At 35.9% G+C, this 26,900-nt stretch carries 18 protein-coding genes; all 18 read left to right on the top strand.

Annotation, left to right across the window (positions count from 1 at the left end; genetic code table 11):
- Window positions 1–106 precede the first annotated feature (106 nt).
- Window positions 107–6,514, top strand: a complete 6,408-nt coding sequence (locus tag DXU93_RS08505; protein ID WP_116880856.1) for a T9SS type B sorting domain-containing protein — start codon at window positions 107–109, stop codon at window positions 6,512–6,514.
- Between the two features lie 43 nt (window positions 6,515–6,557).
- Window positions 6,558–8,819, top strand: a complete 2,262-nt coding sequence (locus DXU93_RS08500; RefSeq protein ID WP_116880855.1) for a T9SS type A sorting domain-containing protein — start codon at window positions 6,558–6,560, stop codon at window positions 8,817–8,819.
- A gap of 541 nt (window positions 8,820–9,360) precedes the next feature.
- Window positions 9,361–9,822 (top strand): division/cell wall cluster transcriptional repressor MraZ, encoded by a 462-nt coding sequence (gene mraZ / locus DXU93_RS08495; protein WP_116880854.1) that lies wholly within the window; start codon window positions 9,361–9,363, stop codon window positions 9,820–9,822.
- The gene (gene rsmH, locus DXU93_RS08490) at window positions 9,809–10,735 is read left to right on the top strand and encodes a 16S rRNA (cytosine(1402)-N(4))-methyltransferase RsmH (RefSeq protein WP_116880853.1); all 927 of its coding nucleotides are present in this window, start codon (window positions 9,809–9,811) and stop codon (window positions 10,733–10,735) included. Before mraZ ends, rsmH begins: the two co-directional genes overlap by 14 nt.
- Window positions 10,725–11,138 (top strand): FtsL-like putative cell division protein, encoded by a 414-nt coding sequence (locus DXU93_RS08485; protein WP_116880852.1) that lies wholly within the window; start codon window positions 10,725–10,727, stop codon window positions 11,136–11,138. Before rsmH ends, DXU93_RS08485 begins: the two co-directional genes overlap by 11 nt.
- An 11-nt stretch (window positions 11,139–11,149) precedes the next feature.
- Entirely contained in the window at window positions 11,150–13,255 is a 2,106-nt protein-coding gene (locus tag DXU93_RS08480; protein WP_116880851.1) for a penicillin-binding protein, read from the top strand.
- Between the two features lie 3 nt (window positions 13,256–13,258).
- Window positions 13,259–14,722 (top strand): UDP-N-acetylmuramoyl-L-alanyl-D-glutamate--2,6-diaminopimelate ligase, encoded by a 1,464-nt coding sequence (locus tag DXU93_RS08475; RefSeq protein WP_116880850.1) that lies wholly within the window; start codon window positions 13,259–13,261, stop codon window positions 14,720–14,722.
- On the top strand, window positions 14,722–15,966 hold the full coding sequence (gene mraY, locus DXU93_RS08470) for a phospho-N-acetylmuramoyl-pentapeptide-transferase (protein ID WP_116880849.1): 1,245 nt from the start codon (window positions 14,722–14,724) through the stop codon (window positions 15,964–15,966). Before DXU93_RS08475 ends, mraY begins: the two co-directional genes overlap by 1 nt.
- Before the next feature lies 1 nt (window position 15,967).
- On the top strand, window positions 15,968–17,311 hold the full coding sequence (gene murD, locus DXU93_RS08465; protein WP_116880848.1) for a UDP-N-acetylmuramoyl-L-alanine--D-glutamate ligase: 1,344 nt from the start codon (window positions 15,968–15,970) through the stop codon (window positions 17,309–17,311).
- A 194-nt stretch (window positions 17,312–17,505) separates the two neighbouring features.
- Window positions 17,506–18,675 (top strand): FtsW/RodA/SpoVE family cell cycle protein, encoded by a 1,170-nt coding sequence (locus DXU93_RS08460; RefSeq protein ID WP_123776091.1) that lies wholly within the window; start codon window positions 17,506–17,508, stop codon window positions 18,673–18,675.
- On the top strand, window positions 18,676–19,776 hold the full coding sequence (gene murG / locus DXU93_RS08455; protein WP_116880846.1) for an undecaprenyldiphospho-muramoylpentapeptide beta-N-acetylglucosaminyltransferase: 1,101 nt from the start codon (window positions 18,676–18,678) through the stop codon (window positions 19,774–19,776). It abuts the gene before it with no gap.
- Window positions 19,776–21,137, top strand: coding sequence for a UDP-N-acetylmuramate--L-alanine ligase (murC, locus tag DXU93_RS08450; protein ID WP_116880845.1), 1,362 nt, complete (start codon window positions 19,776–19,778; stop codon window positions 21,135–21,137). The genes murG and murC overlap by 1 nt, the downstream gene beginning before the upstream one ends.
- On the top strand, window positions 21,134–21,928 hold the full coding sequence (locus DXU93_RS08445) for a cell division protein FtsQ/DivIB (RefSeq protein ID WP_116880844.1): 795 nt from the start codon (window positions 21,134–21,136) through the stop codon (window positions 21,926–21,928). The genes murC and DXU93_RS08445 overlap by 4 nt, the downstream gene beginning before the upstream one ends.
- Window positions 21,929–21,932: 4 nt before the next feature.
- Window positions 21,933–23,204, top strand: coding sequence for a cell division protein FtsA (gene ftsA / locus DXU93_RS08440; protein ID WP_116880843.1), 1,272 nt, complete (start codon window positions 21,933–21,935; stop codon window positions 23,202–23,204).
- Between the two features lie 29 nt (window positions 23,205–23,233).
- Window positions 23,234–24,841, top strand: a complete 1,608-nt coding sequence (gene ftsZ, locus DXU93_RS08435; protein ID WP_116880842.1) for a cell division protein FtsZ — start codon at window positions 23,234–23,236, stop codon at window positions 24,839–24,841.
- Window positions 24,842–24,851: 10 nt separating this feature from the next.
- Complete coding sequence (locus DXU93_RS08430; RefSeq protein ID WP_116880841.1) at window positions 24,852–25,298, top strand: GatB/YqeY domain-containing protein; 447 nt, start codon at window positions 24,852–24,854, stop codon at window positions 25,296–25,298.
- A gap of 329 nt (window positions 25,299–25,627) precedes the next feature.
- Window positions 25,628–25,903, top strand: a complete 276-nt coding sequence (locus tag DXU93_RS08425; protein ID WP_116880840.1) for a YdeI/OmpD-associated family protein — start codon at window positions 25,628–25,630, stop codon at window positions 25,901–25,903.
- Window positions 25,904–25,914: 11 nt separating this feature from the next.
- On the top strand, window positions 25,915–26,838 hold the full coding sequence (locus tag DXU93_RS08420; protein ID WP_116880839.1) for a hypothetical protein: 924 nt from the start codon (window positions 25,915–25,917) through the stop codon (window positions 26,836–26,838).
- The last annotated feature ends 62 nt before the right edge of the window (window positions 26,839–26,900 follow it).

Raw genomic sequence — 26,900 nt, 5'->3', positions numbered from 1 at the left:
TCTAGATTAGTCCTATAAATAGTTTGTTGTAAATTATTTAAAGTGAATTTAATTTAACGTCATTTAAAAATGACGAATTTTACTACTAAAAACTACTATTACTACTATGAAGAACTCAAGTATTTACTTGCTGGCCTTAAAAATAATATTCTTTATTTTTCTTTTTACCTCCAAAGAAGCCAATGCAAGTCACGTCGCAGGAGGATATATCCAGATGGAATGTACAGGTACTCCTGGTGTTTACAACGTTAAACTAATTCTTTACAGAGATTGTTCTGGTGTCACACTTGGAGCAAATCAAAGTGTTGAATTTTCCAATACTTGTGGAATTAATGATTTCAGAGTAAATCTGACACAAACCTCTGTAACTGAAGTTTCTCAAGTTTGTCCAGAGCAACAAAATAATACAACATGTAACGGTGGACATTACCCAGGTTATGAACAGTATATTTTCGAAGGTACAGTAACCTTAGACGATTGTGATACTTGGTCAATCGGTTATTCAATTTGCTGTCGAAACTCAACGCAAAATGTTAATGGTCAACCTACATTTTTTATCTCAACACAGATCAATACTGCAACTGATAATTGTAATGATTCTCCAGAGATTTCTGGACAGCCAGAGCCTTATGTTTGTGTAAATCAACCAGTATCTTATAATTTAGGCGCATTTGAACCAAATGGAGATTCTATCGTATATAGTTTAATTCCAGCTGCAACTAATTTAACGAATAATGTAAATTATCAAGGAGGTTTTGCTGGAAATTCACCTATTCCTGGAGCTTTTATTGATCCTGTTTCTGGTACGGTAACTTTTACTCCTACTGTTGTTGGAGCCTATATTTTTGTGATTCAAATGACTGAATATAATGATAACGGGGAGGTCGTAACAATAACTGAATATGAGTATCAAGTTTATGTAGAGAATTGTTCAAATCAAACGCCCCAAGGTCCAACTGCAGGAGTAAGTAATGTTACGGGAAGCATCGTTCAAAATGGTCCAAATGATCTTTCATTGTGTCAAGGACAAAATGGTTGTTTTGATGTTGTTTTTAACGATCCTGATACAGGTGACGAACTAACAGTAAATTCCAACATCTCAAGTATACTGCCAGGTGCAACTGTAACCACAACAGGTACAAACCCATTGGTTTTAACTGTTTGTTGGACACCAACAACCACCCAAGGAACCCAAACACTTAATTTCTTGGTTGAAGATGATGCCTGTCCAATTCAAGGACAAAACAATCATGCTGTGACTATAAATGTAGTAGATCCTGGAGTCATAGATGTAGTTACAACCACTGAGCCTTGTTTGGGAACAGATCAAGGTAGCGCAACTTTAACTGTCACAGGAGGGTCTGGACCGTATACCTATGAGATTTCAGGACCTCAGACGGCTACAAATACAACAGGAGTGTTTAATAACCTTGCACCCGGAAATTATAATTATACGGTGTCGAATAGTGCTGGTTGCGACTTAACGGGAACATTCACAATCACTCCAGGTTCGCCAATGCCAGTAACAACATCTTTTGTGGATTTAACATGTAACAATGCAGGAGATGGTTCTGCAACAATTTCCCCTGTTGGTGGTGTTGCTCCTTATACTTATGATTGGACTCAAGGCGGAACTCCTGTTGGACAAACTTCACAAACAATTTCAAATCTAAGTGCTGGAACTTACGATGTTACTGTTACTGATGGTGTGGGATGTACGGCAGATGAGTCAATTGTTGTCTCAGAACCAGATGCGCTAACAGGGACAACCCAATCGGAATTAACATTATGTAATGGAAGTGCTGACGGGGAAATATCAGTGATTAGTGTTGCTGGAGGTACTCCCACATATAGTTATTCTTTAAATAATGGAACCCCTCAAACTTCTTCTGTTTTTACAGGGCTTTCTGCAGGAAGCTATCAAATTGAAATTTCAGATAGTAAAGGTTGTAGTTTAACTTTAAATGAAACGGTTAATGAACCGTCTGCTGTACAAATCAGTCTTTCTAATTCTGAAGATGCGACTTGTGCATTAGATAACGGGGAGTTTGAAGTGAACGCAACTGGAGGAACTCCAAATTATACTTTTTCAAACGGAGGGGCTTACCAAAATAGTGGAACCTTTACAGGTTTAGCATCAGGAATATATACTGTTGTAGTAATGGATGATAATGGATGTACAGACACTGTTGAAGTTCAAATAGATGATGTTGTCGTACCAACAGCTGCTATTGATAACCAAACAAATGTTACATGCTACGGAGGAAGTGATGGAACTGTTACTGTATCAACCTTAAATGCTGTACCTACGGTAAATTATGCTATTAATGGTGGTCCTCAACAAACATCTAATTTATTTACGGGGTTATCTGCGGGAGCCTATACCCTTGAAATAGAAGATGGTAATGGATGTACAGCTTCCACAAGTGTTACAATACAAGAGCCCACTGAAGTTACCTTTACGGCAACAGTAAATGATGCTTTGTGTAATGGTAGTTGTGATGGAGAAATTATAGTGAATGCAACTGGAGGAAATGGTCCATATACATATTCGAGTGATAATGGAGTTTCTTTCATCAATAGTAATACCTTAAATAATTTATGCGCAGGAAATATCGATGTTGTAGTAAGTGATGCTAGTGGATGTTTAGCCCAATCTGTTGAAATAATCAATGAACCAACATTGTTAACAGCAACTTTGGATGGAATAGATCCACTTTGTAAAGATGGAAACGATGGTGAAATTGAAGTTATAGCTAATGGTGGAACACCTCCTTTTAGTTATAGTATAAATGGTGGATCTTTACAATCAAATGCTGTTTTTTCAGGTTTAACTTCAGGGACTTATTCAATAACTGTTGAAGATGATAATGGATGTCAATTTACAGTTTCCGAAACGTTGAATAATCCTCCAGGAATTCCATTAACAGAGGTGTTGAATACTCCTTCAAATTGTGGTTTTAATGACGGTGCTTTAGAAGTAAGTGCGAGTGGGGTAAATCCACCTTTTCAGTATTCAATAAATGGTTCTGTTTATCAGTCCAGTGGTTCTTTTCCAAATATTGTTGGTGGTGCATATCAAATTACAGTAATGGACGATTTAGGATGTTTAGATTCTGCGTATTTTGGTGTGAATGATGTTCAAATGTTAGGAAATCTAGTAAGTACAACTGATATTACTTGCTACGGTGGAAATGATGGAGCTGTTGAAGTAGAAAATGTTGGAGGAGCTACACCAATTGTCTTTGAAGTGGATAATAATGGAATAACTCAACCAACAGGTGTATTTACAGGGCTAACAGCTGGTGGACATATCGCAACAATTACAGATAATGGATTTTGTGTGGTTACCATACCTTTTACGTTAACCCAACCAGATCAAATTGATTTCAACGGAGTTATTCAAGATGTAGATTGTTTTGGTGAATCTACAGGTCAAATTGATGTTGTAAATGTTGTTGGAGGCTCAGGTGTGTATGAATACAGTATTGATGGAGGAACAACTTATCAATTAACGGGAACATTTACTGGTTTATCAGCAAATTCTTATACGATAATTGTACGAGATGATAATGGCTGTACTGAATCTAAAACATTCAATGTTCAGGAGTCTTCAGAAATTCAAATAGTAGAAACTGTAGCTGACCTAGATTGTTTTAATGATAATTCAGGAGAAATTCATTTGTTAGTTTCAGGAGGAACACCTGGGTATACTTATAGTAAAGATAATGGTATAAGCTTCCAAAATAGTCCCGACTTCCTAGGAATAGCAGCAGGAACCTATGATATTGTTGTTGAAGATGCCTTGGGTTGTCAGATGGCTCAATCAATTGTAGTTAATGAACCAACAGCAGTGACTTCCACTTTTACAATAACAGATACAGAATGTTATGGATCTTGTGATGGTGAAGTGGTATTTAATGCAAGTGGTGGAACACCAGGATATGTTTACAGTATTGATAACGGAGTGAATACAACGATTAATTCCACGATAGGAGGTATTTGTGCAAGTAGCTTTACTGCTACGGTAACCGATGCTAATGGTTGTGTCTATACTGAAAATCTAACCGTTGCTGAACCTGATTCAGTTGAATTTACAAGTACTGAAAACAACTCGATTTGTAGTGATCCAAATGGAGAAATCACAATTACAGCAGTAGGTGGTACGCCAGGTTATTCTTATAGTATTGATAATGGCGTTACTTTCCAAGCATCAAACGTTTTTACAGGTCTTAATGCAGGAAACTATGCTTTAGTTGTTGAAGATAATAATGGTTGTTCAGCATCAGGAAGTCAAACTGTAACTGATGAACCGTCTCCTGTAATTAATTTGGTGACAGGAACTGATCCACTATGTTTTGGGGGTTCAGATGGGCAAGTTGTTGTCAATGCAACTGGAGGAACAGGTGGCTTGTTTTATACAGTGAATGGAGGTACAGCCCAAGCCAGCGCTACGTTGACTGGTTTACCAGTTGGTACACATATTGTAACCGTTGAAGATGCGAATGGATGTACGGATACGGAACAGTTTACATTAGGTCAGCCAACACAATTAAGTTATACCTCGGTTCCAACTCCATTAACTTGTTATCAAAACTCAACAGGAAGTATTGATGTTACGGCAACTGGCGGGACTCCTTCATATCAGTATTCTTTTGATGGTGGTTTAACTTTTAATACATCTACTTCTCTGAATTTTGTTGCTGCTGGAACCTACGACATTGTAGTTAAAGACAATAACGGTTGTACAGTTTCTGGGCAAGAAACGATTATAGAACCTACTGAATTAGTATTGAATAATACAATTGTAACGGATGCAGTTTGTGCGAGTGACTGTAATGGAGAAATTTCACTTGATGTTTCTGGAGGAACTCTACCTTATTCCTATAATTGGGTGCAAGGTGTTGCTGGTACAACTGATAGTTTAGCGATTAATTTATGTTCAGATAATTATGATATAATTATTGAGGATGGAAATGGTTGTCAGATCGTAACTGATGCATTTGTTGATGAACCAGACTCAGTGGAAATCACCAATGTTGTGAAATCAAATGTTACATGTTTTGGAGATTGTGATGGAGAAATAGAAGTGATTTCTCCAACGGCCTCCGAATATTCAATGGATGGTGGAGCAACTTTCCAAAATTCCAACACTTTTTCAGGCTTATGTGCCGATGATTATCTAATCGTAGCTAAAGATGTTGATGGTTGTCTTGTACAACAAAATGTAAATATCTGGGAAGCCGATCAGTTGGAGCTTGAATTGACTGACGATACGACAGTATGTAATAATTACAATTATCAGCTTGTTGGAACAGCAACAGGTGGAATTCAGCCATATATCTATCAGTGGGGAAATGGAGGTTCAACGACCGATACTCTTCCGATTATTGCTAGTCAAACAGAGACCTATACTTTAACGATATTTGATCAGAATGGTTGTACAGTTCCTACCGATTCAGTAACAGTAACGGTTATTCCAATCATCGATTTACAAGTTTCACTAGACACAACAATATGTCCTGAAGGTCAAGCCGCAATTTCTGCTCAAGCTAGTGATGGATTGCCTGCTTATAGTTACCAATGGAATACAGGTGAAACAACGAATCAATTGAATGTAAATCCTGGAGCTGATTTCTCTTATATTGTGACGGCTACAGATCAATGTGGTGATCAAGTGACAGACACTATTGATGTTTTGTTGCACAATACACCTGAGGTACATTTCGAAGCGGATGTTTTATCAGGATGTATTCCTTTAAGTGTAAATTTTTCAAACACAACGGATCCGAATGACGTTGGCACAAATTGTATTTGGTCAATAGATGGACAAACATTTAACGATTGTTCAGGGATAAATTATGTTTTTGACGAACAAGGTTGTTATGATGTAAATCTTCAAGTTGAATCTCAATATGGTTGTTTAGGAGATACCACATACATTGATTATATCTGTGTAGATGAATATCCAACAGCTGATTTCTTTTTTAATCCAGAAAATCCAACTGTCATCAATAACGAGGTGAGCTTTACAAATAACTCTTATGGTGAAACCTTCTACGATTGGTCGTTTGAAACTGGTGAAACTTCGACCTTAGAAAATCCAAATGTAATTTTTGATCAAGTCGAAATTGGTAAAAATATTAGAGCTTGTTTAAAAGTAACTTCTCGCTTTGGATGTGAAGATGAGATTTGTAAAATCATTCAGTTTAAAGACGACTTTGTTCTTTATGTGCCAAATACATTTACACCAGACTTTGATGATCACAATCAATCATTCGTACCTAATTTCCCACCAGGAAGTAATATTACATCCTTTCAAATGATGATTTTTAATAGATGGGGAGAAACCGTGTTTGAATCCTTAAATCCACGTCAGGGTTGGGATGGAACCTATGGAGCAAATGGCAATCGTCCAGCTGAAGAAGGTACTTATATCTGGAAAATCGTACTCACTGTAAGTGGAGAATTCGAAGAAAGAGAATATCAAGGACACGTAAATCTGTTGAAATAATTCGTTTTTAACGTTTAGTATTTAATGATAAAATAGAAAATAGATGGGAAATAAAATTCGTGTTTTGATGGGATTGTTAGGTGTAACTTTAATCCTCTTAATCCATAGTAAACAACTTTCAGCTCAATTTAACTTTGTTTACAATGACGATATTCAAGTGCTGAAAGAAATGGATACATTGTCTATGCCGTGGTGCGGTGGAATGAATCATCCTCAATTTTCAACCATAGATTTAGACTTTGATGGAGTTGAAGAAATAGTTGCGTTTGAACCAGAAAACGGATTGATTTCAGTTTTCAATAAAAAGCTAGAAGGAGGGGTAGCAACCTATAACTATGATCATTACGCTAGTTCAGTCTTTCCTGCTGATATTCGCTATCGTTTAAAGTTAATCGACTATAATAATGATGGATTAAAGGACTTGTTTACTTATGCAATTGGCGGGGTCAAGGTGTATAAAAACACCAGTAATGCAAATAATGGAGTGTCATGGCAATTGGTGAAAGACCCTATTCAAACAGTTTATTTCAATTCCGTATCAAATTTATATGTGGCTTCAAATGAAATTCCTGCATTTGTTGATGTTGATGGTGATCAGGATATTGATGTGCTTACTTTTCATAGTTCTGTTTCACGGGTCGAGTGGCACAAGAATTTGTCACAAGAAACTTATGGACATTCAGATTCATTAATATTTGAAATTGAAGAAGAATGTTGGGGTGATTTCATGGAAGATGCTACAGGAAATGCTATAGAATTGAATAGTGTTTTAGCCCCTTGTGGTTCTTCAAGTGGAATGGTTGAACAAGCAGTACCTCGACACTCTGGTGGATCGATTTTAGCGTTAGATATCAATGGTTCGGGATTACAGGATTTAATCATTGGAGATGTCTCTTACAGTAACTTAACGATGTTGATCAATGGAGGTTCAAATCCCAATAATAATGCATTAATGACAAGCTATGATGCTCAATTTCCAAGTTATGATGTTCCTTTGAATATGTCAAATTTTCTAACCGCTTACTATGAAGAGGTTGATGGTGATAGTTTGAAAGATTTGGTTGTTTCTACGACTGCTGCGGGAAGTTCTGAAAACACTAAAAGTGTATGGCGATATAAAAACATAGGAACAAGTAGTGTTCCCGTTTTTAGCTTTGTTGAAAATGATTTTTTACAAAGTGAAATGATTGAAAATGGGAAAGGGGCAATACCTGTTTTAGTAGATGTAAACAATGATGGTTTAATAGATTTGTTGGTGGCCAATCATTTTAATTTTGATGAGGTCGCAGGCAATTATTCTAAAATTCAGTTTTATCAAAATGTTGGAACGAATCAGGAGCCAAGCTTCCGTTTGATGAATGAAAATTGGGAGAATTTTAAAAATAGTGGTTTTTCTGGAAGAGTGAGTCCAAGTTTCGGTGATTTGGATGGAGACGGAGATTATGATATGATTGTTGGCATCTCAAATGGAAGTTTGTTCTTCTATGAGAATGGAGGAGGGCAAGGACCAATGAATTTTAATACAGTTCATGTTCCTCTTCAGGATGTTAATGGAAGTCAAATAGCTGTACCAAATTATGCCACTCCAGAATTGTTTGATTTGGATAATGATGGCTTGATAGATTTAATTATTGGTCAAGGAAACGGACCGTTATTGTATTATCGAAATGTTGGTTCTAACGCAAGCTTTGCTTTTGAATTAACGAATCCAGAGCTTGGGCAAGTTAATTTGTCATCTTCAAATTATCAACAATCAATTGCAGTTCCTCGATTTGTTAGAGAAAATGGAGAAACCCTTTTGTTTGCTGGTTCAAGGTCAGGAACTATATCTTATTATTCTAGAATTGATAATCATCTACAGCCTGGAGAATCATTTATGTTAGAATCAGATAATTTCTGTAATATTGATAGTAAAGGTTTTTCGGCACCTTTCATTAGTCAAATTAGAGGAGGGTCAGATTATGATTTATTTGTTGGTAACGAATTGGGAGGTGTATGGAGTTATCAACCAGGCGATACTACTGCATTAAATTTAGTAGCTGAGACAGAAACTCCAGAAATTAAAGTTGTGATTTATCCTAATCCAACCAAAGGAAAATTCACCATTGATATACACCAATTTAACGGAGAGGCTTACAATTTCCGTGTTTATGATGCTATGGGGCGTGTTGTGATGAGTGAGAAAAATGTTTTAGAGAGTAAAAATCATGTCAATTTACAACATGTGAATCATGGGCTTTATTTTGTTGAAATTGAGTTTGAAAACAATAAGTATAGGATGGTTGAAAAAATATTGATAGAATAACTTTCGTGTTTTAGTTATTATAATATCAAGAAGAAGAGCTGTTCCATTAAAGGAGTAGCCTTTTTTGATTTTATACATCTTGTATGATTTTAGCTTCCTTTCCCTTTTTTTTACTTTCAAATATGACCCATTGGTTCAACTAATCGGTGTGTCCCTTTTTTATTTTTCTCAAACCTAAAATTCAGGTCATTTTATAAAATAAAATAGTCTGTTCAAACCATCATAATTTGATTTGTGGTAAACTTTTTCTATGACCTCTTTTGTTCTTCAAACATTAAGATTTCCAGGTATTTGGAGTAGAGAATGATGTGCTTTTTTCTATTGCATAACCTATCTTCTTTAATGAATAATTATTAACAATGTAAAAAATGTCCCACAATTTACCACTATAGATTTTTTGTACTATATTCCTGCTATTATGGACTTTTAGAGAGAAAAGTGTAACTTTTTCTACTGGTTTAACGTAAATAGTTTTCAACACTTGAGTTAAAGTGGTAAAATGTGGTAGAATTTCCACTATTTTTACGCATTATTAAAGTACATGGCAGGATTAGTAGGAGAATATGAAGTGAAATTGGATGCCAAAGGGCGTTTCTTATTTCCGTCTCATTTGAGAAGGCAATTGTCTCCTGCTGCCCAAGAAAGTTTTATGTTGAACAAAGGTTTTGAGGAGTGCTTAACGCTCTACCCGATGAATGAATGGGAGAAGTTGAGTGAGTCACTATCGAAAATCAATTTGTTTAAACCGAAGAATAGGATGTTCTACAGATTGTTTCATCAAGGTGCAAAAGATGTGTCTCTTGATAAAACAGGACGTGTTCTAATCCCTTCGGCGCACATGGAGCGTGTCGGTCTGAAAAAAGAAGCGATGATTATTGCTTACAATGACAGAATTGAGATTTGGGATAAATCTACTTACTTCGAAATGATCGAAGGAAGCATGTTGGATTTTGCTGATTTAGCAGATGAGGTAATGGGTAATTTAGAAGATGGAGGAGAGTAACAATCAGTACGGATACCACGTTCCAGTAATGCTTAAGGAATGTCTTGATGGTTTGGATGTACATCCAGACGGAACCTATGTTGATCTAACATTTGGTGGAGGTGGTCACGCACGAGAAATTTATAAATTGCTTTCTGAGAAAGGAAGTTTAATTGTTTTTGATCAAGACGCTGATGCGAAAAAGAACGCATGGACAGCACCTAATTTCCATTTTGTAGCTTCAAATTTCTCATTCCTAAAGAATCAACTTCGTATGTTGGGAATAACAAAGGTGGATGGGATATTAGCTGATTTAGGCGTTTCTTCTCATCAATTTAATGAGCCTGAAAGAGGTTTTAGTATTCGCGCAGACGAAAAGTTAGATATGCGCATGAATCAGAGAAGTGGAGATTCTGCTTTTGAAGTTGTAAATGAATATACAGAAGAGCAATTGATGACCATGATTGGAAAATATGGTGAGGTAAAATCTCCTCGTCGTGTTGCTCAAGCGATTTGTTTAAAGCGTCAGTCAAGTCCGATTTCAACAACAGGAGAATTAATAAATGTGTTGGAACCTATTGCACCAAAATTCAAGGAGAATAGATTTTACGCTCAAGTATTTCAAGCGATTCGTATCGAAGTTAATGACGAGATGAATGTGTTGGAGCGTATGTTGGAGCAAACTGCGGAAGTATTGAATCCAGGAGGTAGACTCGTTGTGATGTCTTATCATTCCTTAGAAGATCGATTGGTCAAGAATTATATTAAGAGTGGAAAGTTTGATGGGAAAGTTGAGAAAGACTTTTTCGGAAATGTTCTTAAGCCTCTAAATGCGATAACACGTAAGCCTGTTGTTGCTGACGAGGAAGAGTTAGAAAGAAATTCAAGAGCGAGAAGTGCAAAGTTAAGGGTTGCAGAAAGAAATGAAGGGTAATAATTACATATCAGGTCAGTCGACAAAAGAAAAGGCGAAAAAGAGCAAAAAGAAGAGTCGTTTTGCTACTGCAAGTAAAAAGCAGTCGAAGTCTTTGGTGCAAATCATGAATGGTGATTTTTTGACGAAGGACTTTGTGATGAATAATTTGAACTTCATTTTCTTCATCATCTTCTTGATGATTTTGATGGTTTCTAAAGGGTATTATGTGCATCAATTGGCAAATGATATTACGAAAGAAGAAAAAGCTGTGGGTGGTATTACGGCTGATTATGTAGAAACGAAGGCGAAACTGGAAGAGGTGACACGAAGAACAGAAATGATAGAGCGTTTAAAGCCGCTTGGGTTGAAAGAAACGATTAACCCAACTAAGGTGATCAGAGTAAAAAAAGAAGAAGATTAAGTTAGTATAAAATGAAGTTACCAAAAGCAGTAGTAGTACGTACGTATTTGATTTACTTTTTAGTAGTCATTGCAATGCTTGTGGTTATTGGTAAGACTTTTACCATAGTCATGGATGGTCGTGATACAATCTTTACGACAACTACTGATCGTTTGCACCAGCGTTCTGCTGTTGTTGAGCCAAGAAGAGGTGAGATTCTAGATGCAAACCTTAATCCATTGGTGACTTCAGTGTCTTTCTATGATATTTATATGGATCCTGTAACGGTGAAAGATGAATTGTGGACCAGTGGAATTGGAGGGTTAAGTGTTGGTTTATCAAAAATTTTTAAAGATAAAACAGCGCGTGAATATGAGGAGTACTTACGAGGGGCTAGAGCTCGAAAAAGGAGGTATGTACTTATTCAAAAGAAAGTAACCAATGAAGTAAGGAAGCAATTGCGTGAATTACCAATCTTTGAAAAAGGACGTTACAAAGGTGGTATTATAGATAATAATGCGACGATTATTCGTAAAAGACCGAATGATGATTTGTTGGCAAGAACATTAGGGTATGTAAAAAGTACCGAAAGAGATACTTTGTTGGTTGGTTTAGAAGGTGCTTATAATGAATATTTAGCAGGGCAAAACGGAGTGGTGTTGGAGCAATTGATTTCTAATTCATGGAAGCCAACCGGGACTGTTGTGCGTGAAGCTATTAATGGTTATGATGTCGTAACTTCTATTGATAAGGATATTCAAGAAGTGGCACATACTGAGTTAGAAAACCAATTGAAAACCAAAGGAGGTCGTTATGGTTGTGCTATCGTGATGGATGTGAAGACAGGCTTCGTAAAAGCGATGGTGAATCTTCAAAAGAAAAACGATGGTGAATATGGTGAGGTTTATAATCATGCGATTGGAACTAGAGAAGTGCCAGGGTCTACAATGAAATTAGCTTCATTAATGGCTGCGCTTGAAGATGGTAAAATTAGTTTGTCAGATACGGTTAATGCTGTTGGTAAATATGAGTTTTACGATAGAAGTTTACGTGATTCTCGTCCTTGGGGTTATGGTAAAATTACTATTAAGGAGGCCTTTGAACATTCTTCAAATGTTATTTCAAAAGTGATTTTCAATAATTATAGAAATGAACCACAACGTTACCTTGATAAAATGAGGCAATTTGGTTTGACAGAGAAAACAGGGATTAAGATTAAAGGGGAAGCAGAACCTACTTATTCTACTCCTGGTAAATCACAGTGGTGGGGAGGATCTTTGGCTTGGATGTCAATTGGATACGAGTTTCAGTTGACTCCATTAGAGTTGCTTGCTTTTTATAATGCAGTGGCAAATGATGGTAAGTATATGAAACCTCAATTCGTGTCGAAAGTAATTAACAATAGAAATGTAATCAAAGAATTCGAACCAGTTGTAGTTCGCGAAAAAATCAGTAGTCAAAAAACGATTGACGCGATGAAAGAGGCTTTAGAAGGGGTGATGGTGAACGGAACGGGTAAGCGATTGAATTCAACATATTTTAAAATCGCAGGTAAAACGGGAACGGCTCAAATTGCGAATAGAAATAAAGGTTATGGAGCGGAAGGTGAGAAAAAGTACATTGCTTCTTTTGCAGGATTCTTTCCTTCGGATGATCCTATTTACTCTTGTATCGTTGTGATTGCAGCCCCTACAGATGATATTTACGGAGCTTCTGTTTCAGGAACTGTGTTCTCTGCGATTGCCAATAAAGTTTATGCATCAAGTTATAACTACCATAAAGCAATTAATGAAAAGCCAGCAATCACAAGTGTTCCTTATGTTCAAAACGGAAGTAGATATGATATCAATACAGTATTGAATCGATTTGATGTAAAGAAGGAATTCAATGGAAATCAGAATTGGGTGAAAACGAAAAGAGTAAAAGGTAATGCTGTTTCGTTTACAGATTTTGATCAGCAAAAAGATGTGGTTCCTGATGTAAGAGGAATGGGATTAGTGGATGCTATGTATCTATTAGAAAAGCAAGGATTGATCGTTCATGCATCTGGATATGGAATTGTGAGAAGGCAATCGATTAGACCGGGGACTTTATCTGCTCCAGGTGGACTTATTGAATTGAATTTAAAACCGAATTAGAAAGTGAAAAGTGTACGCGACATATTATACGGAAGCTCTTTGAAAGAGGTGGTAGGAACAACTGCAACTGAAATTAATGAGCTTGTTTTTGACTCTCGTATTGTGAGTGATAATGATCTTTTTGTAGCTATAAAAGGTGCTGCGGTAGATGGTCATACCTTTATCAATAAAGCAATTGAGAAAGGAGCAACCACAATTGTTTGTGAGGATAAACCAAATGATATTAAAGAAGGAATTAATTACGTGATTGTTGATGATGCACATAAAACACTAGCTGTTTTGGCTAATAACTATTATGATCAACCTTCTAAAAAGTTGAAGTTAATTGGTATCACAGGAACAAACGGAAAGACGACAACAACGACTTTGTTGTACAGCCTCTTTATGAAAATGGGAATTCCAGTGGGACTGATTTCAACGGTTGTGAACAAGATTAACGATGTTTCAATTCCTACAGAAAGAACTACACCAGACGCAGTGAGTTTAAATAAATTGCTCGCTGAAATGGTTGATGCTGGATGTGAATTCTGTTTTATGGAGGTGAGTTCACATGCAATTCATCAAAACAGAATTGGAGATTTATATTTTTCAGGTGGAGCGTTTACAAACATTACACACGAACACCTAGACTATCACAATACTTTTAAAGAATACATTAATGTTAAAAAGAAATTCTTTGATGATTTGCCAGCTGAAGCGTTTGCTGTAACAAATACAGATGATAAGAATGGAGAAGTGATGTTGCAAAATACAAAAGCAAAAAAAATCACTTATGCTTTAAAAGGTGTTGCTGATTATAAGGCTAAAGTTTTAGAAAACAACTTTTCAGGATTGGTGCTTTCACTTAATGGAACAGAGCTTTACACGCAGTTGATCGGAGATTTTAATGCCTATAATATTCTCTTGGTTTATGCAATTGCAGAACAGTTGACGGATAATTCACTTGAGGTAATGCGTGTTATTTCAGAGTTGAAATCGGTTGAAGGTCGTTTTGAGTATTTCAAAAGTGAGACAGGTGTCATTGGTATTGTAGATTATGCACATACGCCAGACGCTTTGGAAAATGTGTTAAAGACAATTGGGAATATCAGAACAGGGAATGAAACAGTTTTTTCTTTAGTTGGATGTGGAGGTGATAGAGATAAAACAAAGCGTCCTACAATGGCGGCAATTGGCTGTGAATTCAGTGATAAATTGATTTTAACTTCTGACAACCCAAGAACTGAAGACCCTGAAGTGATTATTGAAGAAATGATGACTGGAGTTGGTGGAGAGCATTTTAAGAAAACCATAAGCATTGCCAATAGAAAAGAGGCAATAAAAACAGCTTGTAGTATGGCTGAACCTGGAGATATTATATTGATCGCAGGAAAAGGTCATGAAACTTACCAAGAAATTAACGGAGTTAAACATGACTTCGATGATTTAGAAATATTGAAAGAATTACTAATGAAATTTGAGAAATAATGTTGTACTATTTATTTAATTATTTGGACACCTTAGACTTCCCAGGCGCTGGAGTTTTCAATTACATTTCATTTAGGTCGGGAATGGCGTTAATCACATCTTTGATTATCTCTGTTCTTTTTGGAAATAAACTCATCAACCTTTTGCGTAAAATGCAAATGGGAGAAAGTGTACGTGATCTAGGTTTGGAAGGTCAAAAAGAAAAAGAAGGTACGCCAACAATGGGTGGTTTAATTATTATTGGTTCAATTTTAATTCCAACATTATTATTTGCCAAGCTTCACAATGTTTATGTATTGACAATGATAATTGCTACAGTTTGGTTAGGTGCAATTGGTTTCTTGGATGATTACCTCAAAGTACTTAAAAAGAATAAAGAAGGTTTGGCGGGTCGTTTTAAAGTGGTTGGTCAGATTGGTGTAGGTGTTATTGTCGGAGCAATGTTGTTTTTTCATCCTGATGTTAAAGTACACAAAGAAGTTGCAGCAAATTATGAGTTGAAAACGGGTGAGACTTTTGTGACAGAATCTCACAATGTGGCTGCAGATAGCGATGTTCAATGGATTGAAACACGTGATATGACAACGACTATTCCCTTTGTAAAAAATAACGAAATCAATTATAACTGGTTTTTAGGAGATAACGCTAAATCATGGGGTTGGATTATTTTTATTCCTATCGTCATCTTTATTGTTATCGCAGTTTCGAACGGAGCGAACATGACAGATGGTTTGGATGGTTTAGCAACAGGAACATCTGCAATTGTAGGTATTGCATTGGCGGTATTGGCATATGTGAGTGCCCACGTTCAGTTTGCTGACTACCTTGATGTGATGTATATCCCGTATGCTGAGGAGTTGGTGATTTTTATTTCAGCATTTGTTGGGGCTTGTATCGGGTTTTTATGGTACAATGCTTATCCAGCAAAGGTTTTTATGGGAGATACTGGAAGTTTAGCCATCGGAGGAATCATTGCTGTTTTTGCGATTGCAATTCGAAAAGAACTTCTGATTCCTGTTTTATGTGGAGTGTTCTTAGTAGAAAACTTATCTGTAATTCTACAAGTAGGATGGTTTAAAATTACCAAAAAACGATTTGGGGAAGGACGTAGAATTTTCCTGATGGCTCCATTGCACCATCATTACCAGAAAAAAGGAATGCACGAAGCTAAAATTGTCGCGCGTTTCTGGATAGTGGGGATATTATTGGCTGTAATTACAATTGTAACATTGAAATTGAGATAAGGTGAAAGAAGAAGCGAAAAATATCGTAATTCTTGGCGCTGGAGAAAGCGGGGTAGGAGCAGCACTTTTGGCAAAAGCGAAAGGTTTTGAAGTCCTCGTGAGTGATGCTGGTATCATTAAAGAAAAGTTTAAAACCGAACTTTTTGAGAATGGAATTCTCTTTGAAGAAAATGGTCATTCAATGGAAAAGGTATTGGCGGCTGATTTAATCATCAAAAGCCCTGGAATTCCAAATAGTAGTGCCTTGATTCAGGAAATTAGAAAAGCAGGGATTACCCCGATTTGTGATATAGAATTTGCTTCACGTTACACCAATGCTAAGTTAATCGCAATTACTGGAAGTAATGGAAAAACCACCACAACATATTTGGTTCACCATGTTTTAGAAAGTGGAGGATTAAAAGTAGAAAAAGGTGGAAATGTAGGAGTGAGTTTAGCAAGAAACGTGATCAAAGACGAAGCTGATTATTATGTTATCGAATTGAGTTCTTTTCAATTAGAGGATATGTATGATTTTAAAGCCGACATCGCTATTCTGCTAAACATTACACCAGATCATTTAGACCGATACAATGATTCAATTACTGAATATGGTAAGGCTAAAATGAGAATTATCCAAAATCAAACTGCAGATGATGTTTTTATCTATAATGCAGATGATAAAGAGATTAAAAAACAATTAAAGTCGCTTGAAATTAAAGCGCAAACCTTTCCTTTTTCATTGAAAGATGATACGGTTGAAGGAGGGTTTTATAATGACGAAGATCAAACAATAACAATAAAAAATAAATTAACTATGTCGATTCATGATTTAGCGCTTAAAGGTAAGCACAACGTACAAAACTCTCTTGTTGCAGGAATTTCTGGAAGATTGGTTGAGTTGAGAAAAGAAAATATCCGTGAAAGTTTAGCTGACTTTACAAATGTTGAGCACCGTCTAGAGTTTGTAGCCAAAGTAAACGGAATTCAGTTCATCAACGATTCGAAAGCAACAAATATCAATTCTACTTGGTATGCTTTAGAAAGTATGCAATCTCCAACTGTATGGATTGTTGGTGGTGTAGATAAAGGAAATGACTATGATGAATTGCTCCCTTTGGTTCAAGAAAAGGTAAAAGCGATCGTTTGTCTAGGGAAAAATAATTCAAAAATAATGGATGCTTTTTCTGATGTTGTTGACACTATCGTTGAAACTCAATCTCCAGTTGAAGCTGTAGGATATGGTTATCAATTTGCGACAAAAGATGAAACAGTTTTGTTGTCTCCAGCATGTGCTAGTTTTGATTTATTCGAAAACTATGAAGACCGTGGTCAGCAATTTAAAAATGCTGTTCGTTCGCTTTAAGTTTAATTTAAATTGACCAATCTTGTTGGTGATATGGAGAAGGTTATCGCCTTACTCTTTAAAGCTCAAGTTGGTGATAAATGCAAGTTCAGTGTTTAACTGTAAAGCTTAGTTAGGTGAAACATAATTGAATTCATACTTAGCCTTAGTTGTTGGATTTTTGAACAGCAAATAAATTTTTAAGAAAAAAGTAAGTGCATAAATTTTTAAAATATCTAAAAGGTGACAGGGTAATTTGGATCGTAACCATTTTATTCCTTGGACTCTCTATGGTGAGTGTCTATAGTTTCGTGCCTATCCTTGTAAAAACAGAAGGAGGAACCCCATTTAGTTATTTATTTAAACACGTAATCTATATTGTTATTGGGTTTTCGGCTATGTATTGGGTTCATCGACAGGACCCCAAATACATTGAAAAGCTGTCAAAATTTATTTTTATTGTTGCAGTTGGATTATTGGTTTTCACGTTTTTCTTTGGAGTGCGTGTAAATGATGCCTCTCGTTGGGTACGTGTCCCTATTATTGGACTTACTTTCCAGAGTTCCGATTTTGCAAAACTAGCCTTGGTTATTTTGCTTTCACGGAGATTGGTAAGTGAACAAGAATATTTCACTTCTTGGAAAAATAGTATCTTCAAAATTATCTTCCCAATTCTCGTGATTTGTGGATTGATTGCAAAAGATAACTTTTCTACTGCAGCCATTATTTTTATGGTGAGTCTGCTTTTATTGTTTATCGGAAAGTTTCCAATGAGTAAAATATTAACGTTTATCGGTAGTGGAATTGTGTTAGCCGGAGTTTTGATCTTGACACATATTGCTTTGCCAGCATTGAATATTTTACCTCGTTTCGATACATGGGTAAATCGATTTTTTAAAGCCTATGGGGAAGAAGGAGCTTCTGTAGAGAACATGCAAGCTATAAATGCAAAATTAGCGATTCATAATGGCGGATATACTGGAGTAGGTGTTGGTGATGGTGATTTAAAACATTATACGCCGGAGGCTTATGCCGATTTTTATTACTCGTCTTTTGTAGAAGAATTTGGATTGTTTAGTGCTGTACTGCTCATCTTCTTATACCTTATTTTGTTCTACCGTATTTTACGTATAGGGTTGAATGCAAAGAATTTGTTTGAAACTTACCTTGCAATCGGAATTGGGTTGTTATTGTTGACTCAAGCAATGGTAAATATGTTTGTTTGTACTGGGTTGATGCCTGTAACTGGACAAAATATGCCGTTTCTTGCAATGGGTGGTTCCGCAATGATGATGAGTTGTGTTTCGTTAGGAATAGTTTTAAGTATCGCCTATAAAAATGATATGGAAGGAAAGTCTTTAAATTCTAATAAAAAATCAGAATAGATGAGCATTAACAAAGTCATAGTTTCAGGTGGTGGTTCTGGAGGGCATATCTTTCCAGCTATTGCAATCGCCAATAAAATCAAGGAAGAAAATCCTCAAGCTGATATTCTTTTTATCGGTGCTGAAGGTAAGATGGAAATGACTAAAGTTCCTGCAGCTGGATATAAAATTGTTGGACTGTGGATCAGCGGTTTTCAGCGACGCATTACTTTTAAAAATGTTCTCCTTCCTTTCAAAGTATTGGCTTCTTTGTTGAAGGCGAGAAAAATCATCAAAAATTTTAATCCTGATGTTGTAATTGGAGTAGGAGGGTACGCAAGCGCACCTACTTTGAAAATTGCGAGTATGCTCAATATTCCAACGATTGTACAAGAGCAAAATTCTTTCCCAGGAAAAACGAATAAGATTCTTTCGAAAAATGTCACCAAAATTTGTGTGGCTTATGAAGGCTTAGAAAAGTTCTTTCCAAAAGAAAAGATTGTAATTACTGGAAATCCCGTAAGAAGTCAAGTGGTAAAAATTGATGGTTTACGACAAAAAGGATTTGAGTATTTTAAATTAGATCCAAACAAAAAAACAGTTTTAGTTGTTGGTGGGAGTTTAGGAGCGAAAACCTTAAATGAAAGTTTTGTTCATCAAATTGCTCGCTTACAGAAAGAAGATATTCAATTGATTTGGCAATCGGGAAGTTATCAATATGAAGAAATGCTTGAGATAACATCTTCAATGGATATGAAAGGGATTGTCTTGACCAAATTTATCAATAATATGGAATTGGCCTATGCAGCTGCTGATGTCATTGTTTCACGCGCTGGAGCTATTGCTATTTCTGAATTGTGTATTATAGGTAAACCAACTATTTTGGTGCCTTCACCAAATGTGGCTGAAGATCATCAAACGAAAAATGCAATGGCGCTTGTGAAAGACAAGGCAGCGATTTTGGTGAAGGATGTTAGTGCAAGAGAAAATCTCGTTTCTCGACTATTGAAGTTGTTAAGCGATTCTCAAGAAATGGAAAATCTTTCTGTTAACATTAAGCAAAAGGCCATTGATAATGCAGATCAAAGAATTATAAATGTGATAAATAATATCATCGATTAATGAAAATGAATTATTCAAATATCTATTTTATTGGAATCGGTGGGATTGGGATGTCTGCTTTGGCAAGGTATTTTAATGAGCAACAGAATATTCGTGTTACAGGATATGATAAAACCGAAACAAAACTTACCCGACAACTGAAAGCGGAAGGTATTGAGGTACATTATCGTGATCTTGGTGCTGATGTAAATATTTTAGTTGGTGAAGTTGCAGATACTTTAATTGTGGTAACACCTGCAGTTCCAAGTCACATGAAGGAATTGAAATTTCTGCAAAGTAAAGGTTATAAGATTAAAAAACGAGCAGAAGTCTTAGGTGAAATTACTGCAGATTATAAGACTTTAGCTGTTGCGGGAACGCACGGAAAAACAACAACTTCTACAATGCTAGCTCACGTTTTATCTGAAACATCATTAAAATGTAATGCGTTTTTAGGAGGAATTAGTGCTAATTTTAATTCGAATTTACTGCTAGAAGTAGAAAGTCCATGGATGGTTGTTGAAGCAGATGAGTACGATAGAAGTTTTCATCAATTGTCACCTTATTCATCAATAATTACCTCGACTGATGCAGATCATCTTGATATCTACAATACCAAAGAAACTCTTGTAGAGGCCTTTGAAGAATACAGTTCACTGATTAATCCAGAAGGAAAATTGATTGTACATCATGCAGTTGCTGTAGGTGAGGAATTGCCAAGAATTACTTACGGAATTGATACAGATGAAAAAGTTGATTACAAAGGGAGTGATTTGGAACTTCGTAATGGAAATTTCCAAATGACGGTAACTACGCCTAATCATGTTTATCGTGATGTTGTACTAGGTTTGCCGGGAATTCACAATGCTGAAAATGCCTTGTCAGTAATAGCTTTATGTGAGTCAATTGGGATGACTATGGATGAAATTCGTCCTGCATTGATGAGTTTTAAAGGGGTGAAAAGAAGATTTGAAGTTGTTGCTTCCAAAGACGAATTAATTTATATTGACGATTATGCACATCATCCTACAGCGATTGATCGTTTGATTGATTCTGTACGATTGATTTATAAGGATTTACCTATTTATGTTGTGTTTCAACCTCATTTGTTTTCTAGAACCAAAGATTTTATGTCGGCATTTGGAAATTCATTGAGTAAAGCAGATCAGGTGTTTTTATTGCCGATTTACCCTGCTAGAGAAGAGCCAATTCCTGGTGTAACCAGCGAGGTTTTAGCTGAATTAGTTCAAGTTCAAACGGAAGTGTTGACACCTGAAAATGCAGTTAAATCTTTGAAAAATATTAAAAAAGGAGTGATTTTGACTGTAGGTGCAGGAAATATTGACCAATTAGTAACTCCAATTTCTGAATTGATTGTATGATAAGATTCTTGAAAATAGCGCTTTTGGTTTTCATCTTTGGTGGAACAGTTTTCTTGTTGATTGCAGCAAATCAGAAGATTGCAAAACAACGTTTGGGAGCTCCAATCATCAATTTGAATGTGCAAGATGGTGTTACGCTTCTAACTGAAGAAGAGTTGCTTAAAGAATTGTACACCTTGCATTTGTTTAGAGATAGTATGTCAAAATCAGAATTGAAAATTGATGAGATTGAAAACTATATTGAAGGGATGAATGAAGTGTTAACTGCAGATGTTTACATGCAGTTGGATAATCAATGGCACATTGATGTTAAAACACGTAGACCAATTGCGAGAATAATGGGCAGTGGTAACGTAGATTTTTATATTGATAACGATTATAAATTAATGCGTTTATCTCCTTATTCTAAACCAAAGATTCTTGCTTTCACTGGCTTAGAGGAAGTAATGAGTACCAAAACGGAATATAATGACTTAATTAACAATGATAGTTTGAAAACTATCTGCAAATTAGATCAAATCTATCGTATTTCGAAGTATGTTTGTAATGATGCATTTTATAATGCGCAAATTGTTCAGGTTCATTATACATTAAATGATGGTTTTGTGCTGATCCCCCGAGTAGGAAAACACAGAATTATTTTCGGAGAAGCTGAATCAGAACAGATGGTTGTAGATAAGTTTAAAAAACTAACAACCTTTTATGACGAAGTAATTCCTTACGAAGGATGGAGTAAATATGAATCAATCAATTTGAAGTTTAAAGACCAAATTGTAGCCAAGAAAAAATGATAAGATGTCAGAAATAATTGTAGGACTAGATATTGGGACAACAAAAATTGCTTGTTTTGTTGGGCGAAAAAATGAACATGGAAAAATTGAAATTCTTTCTATGGGAAAAACTGTTTCTCATGGTGTAACCCGTGGGATGGTTTCTAATATCGAAAAAACAGTTCATTCAATTCGTGAGGCAGTAAGCGAGGCACAAGAGAAAGTCGAAGGTGAATTAACAATTGGTGTAGTGAATGTTGGAATAGCAGGACAGCACATTAAAAGTTTACAACACCGAGGTATTTACACAAGAAACTCTACGCAAGACGAAATTTCTCAAGCTGATATCGATGCCTTGATTGACGACATGTACAAATTGGTAATGGAGCCTGGAGAAGAGATTATCCATGTTTTACCACAAGAATATATCGTTGATGGTGAACAAGGAATCATTGATCCAATTGGTATGTCTGGTGTGAGAATGGAAGCAAATTTCCATATTATTGCAGGTCGTATTGCTGCTGCGAAAAACATTCAAAAATGTATTCAAAAAGCAGAATTAGAAGTTGAAGAAACAATTTTAGAACCTTTAGCCAGTGCTGCGGCTGTACTTTCAGATGAAGAAAGAGAAGCAGGTGTTGTGTTGGTAGATATCGGAGGTGGAACAACAGATGTTGCCATTTTCCATGGTGGAATTATTCGTCACACGGCGGTTATTCCTTTCGGAGGAAATGTGATTACAGATGATATCAAAGAAGGATGTACGATTCTTCAACGTCAAGCAGAAGCACTAAAAGTGAAGTTTGGCTCTGCATTGGCTAGCGAAAGTCAGCAAAATGAAGTGGTATGTATTCCTGGTTTAAGAGGAAGAGAACCAAAAGAAATTTCAATCAAAAGCTTGTCTGGAATTATTCAGGCAAGAATGGAAGAAATTATAGAACATGTTTATTACGAGATTAAAAACTCTGGATATGAAAGAAAACTTATCGGAGGAATCGTAGTAACAGGTGGAGGAGCAGAATTGAATAATATCAATCAATTGTTCGAATATGTAACAGGAATGAATTCTCGTTTAGGTTACCCGAATGAGCATATTGGTCAATCTGCAACAAAAGAAGAATTAACAAGCCCAATGTTTGCTACAGGTATTGGTCTTGTATTAAAAGGTTTCGAATCAAACGAGCGCAACAAAAGATCTGTTGCCGCAGTAAAATCGCATTCGAAAAGAACAAAAGGATCATTCTTTGACAAGCTCCTTGAAAAAGGAAAAAGCTGGTTTGAAGAAGATGTAGAATAATTAATTAGCAACCGATAAAAATAAATATTATGGAATTCGATATCCCAAAAGATCACTCATCTATCATCAAGGTAATTGGTGTTGGTGGTGGTGGAAGTAACGCGGTGAACCACATGTATAACCAGGGTTTTGATGGAGTAGACTTTATTGTCTGTAATACAGACCGTCAAGCACTCGATATTTCCCCTGTGCCATTTAAAATTCAGCTTGGACCATCTTTAACTGAAGGTCGTGGAGCTGGTTCTATTCCAGAAATTGGAATGAACGCCGCTATCGAAAACATTGACGATATAAGAGATTTATTATCTAAGAATACAAAAATGGTTTTCGTTACCGCTGGAATGGGTGGTGGAACGGGTACGGGTGCAGCACCTGTAATCGCTAAAACTGCTAGAGAATTAGGAATTCTTACAGTAGGTATCGTAACTGTACCATTTAATTTTGAAGGAAGAAAACGTCGCCAACAAGCGGAAGAAGGATTAGAATCTATGCGTGAAGCTGTTGATACACTTTTGGTGATTAACAACGAACGTTTACGTGAAATCTCTGGAAACTTAACGCTTGGAAATGCATTTGCTCAGGCTGATGATGTTTTGGCAACTGCAGCAAAAGGAATCGCAGATGTGATTTCTGTAACGGGTGCAATTAACGTTGACTTCAATGATGTAAATACAGTAATGAAAGACAGTGGTGTTGCAGTGATGGGATCTGCTTCTGCTGAAGGAGATACGCGTGCAATGGAAGCGGTTCAAGATGCATTGTCATCTCCATTGTTGAACGATAACGATATTTCTGGTGCTGAATACGTATTGTTGAACATTACTTATGGTTCGAAAGAGGTATTAATGGATGAGATTTCTGAAATTACAGATTACATCCAAGACGAAGCAGGTTCAACTGCAGATGTAATTTGGGGTCATGGATATGATGAAACGCTTGGTGAAGAGTTGAGTGTTACGATTATCGCTACGGGGTTTAATCACTCTCCAGTGACTGGTTTCGAGAAAGCTCCTCAAAAAAAAGTACAAGTCTTAGAGGATGATACTAAAAAGGAAATCTCAAAACCTTTAGATTCAGCGGTTTCGAAAAATGAATACGTTGAAAAAAAAGAGTCTGAGCCTTATATGAAATCAACGAGTACTGAAGAGGTTGAGGAAAAGAAGGAAGAGCCAACTTCTACTGCATCAACAATGAACTGGGAAGTGAAGACAGTATTGCCTTCATCAACAGATCAGTCTTCAGAAACAAAAGATGATAAAGTAAATGAAGCGTCAAGTGCCAAAGAAACAACTGAAAAAAGTGACGATGTAAAACGTTATTTTTTAGATGATGAAATGGATGAAGATACTTCTTTTGAGGGAAACGCTAGTTCGCAAGAATTAACGCAAGAAGAACAACAAAGAAGAACGCAAGAGCGTTTGGAACGTATCAAGAACTATACATCTCACCTAAATAGTGCTGAGGGATTAAGTGAACTTGAACGTCAACCAGCATTTAAAAGAAGAAAAATTAACTTGGATGATAACGTAAGCTCTTCTAGCGACTCAGCTTCAAGATACGAAGTTTCTCCAAATGATAATGGAAACAATACAACACTTCGTGGAACGAACTCTTTCTTACACGATAACGTTGATTAATTTATAGAAAATGAGTTTAACGGATATAATAAACCAAGATATCAAGGACGCAATGCGTGCTAAGGACAAAGAAAAATTAGGTGCTTTACGTGATATCAAATCAAAACTTTTGAATGAAGCAACTTCTGGAAATGGAGAAGTGGATGAGTCAAAAGAAAACAAGATCATCATTAAATTACATAAGCAACGTATGGATTCACATGCTGTTTATGTAGATCAAGGTAGAGAAGATTTAGCAGAAGCAGAGTTGTTTGAAGCAAAAATCATCGAAAATTATATGCCTAAAATGATGGACGAAGCTGAAATTAGAACTTTGGTTGTGGAAGCAATTGAAAAGTCCGGAGCTTCTGGCCCACAAGATATGGGTAAAGTAATGGGACCATTAACAAAGTCTCTTGCAGGGAAAGCTGATGGAAAATTAATTTCAACTATCGTTAAAGAAGAGTTGAATAAATAAAACTAATAGCCAGTTACTTGTTAATATAAGTCGGTTATTCAATATCAATTTGATGCTCACATTGAATTATATGGTGAAAAGCCCTACTTCTCGAAGTAGGGCTTTTTGTTTTGAGCTAAGATCAATTGATGGCCTATTTTACTGAATAGGAAAGTCTTAAATCATTTAAAAAAATATTCCCTGTTATTAACGCATATTGGAGAAAAGTTGACGTTTTAATAGAAAAGTTTTATGATTTGGAGTTATATTCGCATTAAATGAAGACGGTAAGATCTACGTTTATAATGGTTTAAGCTGTTTTGATGTAGTCAAATAAATTATTGAGAGAAATGAATATTGAAGGAGGTGTGGTTCATGAATTGCCTGATGATATCAAACAGGTTTTAACTTCAGACGAAGAATTACTTAGTAAATGGAATAAATTGACTCCGTTGGCAAGAAATGAATGGATTTGTTGGACAACAATTGTGAAGAAGGCCGAAACAAGAGAGAACCATGTTCAACGCTTGAAATCTGAAATTCTTGAAGGAAAAAAACGTCCATGCTGTTGGCCAGGCTGTCCACATAGGAATACAAAGGCAAAGAAATATTTTAAATCAAATTAAACTTTTTATCCATGCGAAATTTCACTTTTAAAGATTCTTTAGTTTTTGTACTTCTCCTAATTTTCGTTCCACAGCTATGCTTTGCACAGTTGATTGATAACACGGATGGCGAAGTTTTTACCATTAATCCGTTTTTTAATGAACAAGAAATTAAAGAGAAAGGAATCAAATCAATATCAGGTAGAGAGTTGCATTATAAGTTAGGAGATAAGCCTCGAGAAACGGCTCACTTTACAGCCTATCATTTCAATAACAAAGGACAGTTAGTCGAAAAATATGAAAGTGTTCCACTAACATTGGAAAGTGATACATTGGTTAGTTATTTTGATTATGATAATAATGGAAACCTCATTGCTATCCGCCAAAGAGATGAATTTGGTAATTATGCCTACCTTTTTAGTTATGACGACAAAGGTAGAGTGATTCAGAAAGAATACCGCAGATATTTAAGTAATAAGCCTTATCGTACTTCTAGTTTCGTGGTGAGTAAGGAATATACCGTTTCATTAGAGAAAAGCACCTATCAGGAAGGAAAAGGGAAATATAAACGTACACTGTTTAATGATCAAGCCGAAGCATATAAAACCGTTACGACCTATTTGAATAGAAAAGGTTTGAAAACCCAAGAAATTGAACGATTGAATAGAATGCCTGGGATGAAAAAAACGAACTATTATTATGATCACAAAAGTGATTTGGATAGTATAACAGTTCATTCCACAATCTATGGAAACCAGAAGGAGTCTTTTGTTTTTGAATATGACAGAAAACAAAATCTAACCAAAAAGAAAGTGTATAAGAACGGAAAGTATATTAAACAATTTCAGGTTTTATATGATGAAAACTCAGCCCTGATTGACGATGTTTTGGAACAAGATATTGCTACCAATTTTATAAAGGTCTTAGAGCTAAGAAACTATGGTTATTATCATTAATACTCTTTGTTGTCGTTAATTTATATTAAAGTTGTCCGCTGTCCCTTGATTACAAGCTTGGT

Origin of the sequence: Brumimicrobium aurantiacum (assembly GCF_003402975.1) — a bacterium.
Classification (GTDB): domain Bacteria; phylum Bacteroidota; class Bacteroidia; order Flavobacteriales_D; family Crocinitomicaceae; genus Brumimicrobium; species Brumimicrobium aurantiacum.
This window is presented reverse-complemented; position numbering and strand designations above follow the sequence as displayed.

Coding starts and splice junctions, on each gene's coding strand:
- DXU93_RS08505 (WP_116880856.1), top strand. CDS start 107: ATGAAGAACTCAAGTATTTACTTGCTGGCCTTAAAAATAATATTCTTT.
- DXU93_RS08500 (WP_116880855.1), top strand. CDS start 6,558: ATGGGAAATAAAATTCGTGTTTTGATGGGATTGTTAGGTGTAACTTTA.
- mraZ (WP_116880854.1), top strand. CDS start 9,361: ATGGCAGGATTAGTAGGAGAATATGAAGTGAAATTGGATGCCAAAGGG.
- rsmH (WP_116880853.1), top strand. CDS start 9,809: ATGGAGGAGAGTAACAATCAGTACGGATACCACGTTCCAGTAATGCTT.
- DXU93_RS08485 (WP_116880852.1), top strand. CDS start 10,725: ATGAAGGGTAATAATTACATATCAGGTCAGTCGACAAAAGAAAAGGCG.
- DXU93_RS08480 (WP_116880851.1), top strand. CDS start 11,150: ATGAAGTTACCAAAAGCAGTAGTAGTACGTACGTATTTGATTTACTTT.
- mraY (WP_116880849.1), top strand. CDS start 14,722: ATGTTGTACTATTTATTTAATTATTTGGACACCTTAGACTTCCCAGGC.
- murG (WP_116880846.1), top strand. CDS start 18,676: ATGAGCATTAACAAAGTCATAGTTTCAGGTGGTGGTTCTGGAGGGCAT.
- murC (WP_116880845.1), top strand. CDS start 19,776: ATGAAAATGAATTATTCAAATATCTATTTTATTGGAATCGGTGGGATT.
- DXU93_RS08445 (WP_116880844.1), top strand. CDS start 21,134: ATGATAAGATTCTTGAAAATAGCGCTTTTGGTTTTCATCTTTGGTGGA.
- ftsA (WP_116880843.1), top strand. CDS start 21,933: ATGTCAGAAATAATTGTAGGACTAGATATTGGGACAACAAAAATTGCT.
- ftsZ (WP_116880842.1), top strand. CDS start 23,234: ATGGAATTCGATATCCCAAAAGATCACTCATCTATCATCAAGGTAATT.
- DXU93_RS08430 (WP_116880841.1), top strand. CDS start 24,852: ATGAGTTTAACGGATATAATAAACCAAGATATCAAGGACGCAATGCGT.
- DXU93_RS08425 (WP_116880840.1), top strand. CDS start 25,628: ATGAATATTGAAGGAGGTGTGGTTCATGAATTGCCTGATGATATCAAA.
- DXU93_RS08420 (WP_116880839.1), top strand. CDS start 25,915: ATGCGAAATTTCACTTTTAAAGATTCTTTAGTTTTTGTACTTCTCCTA.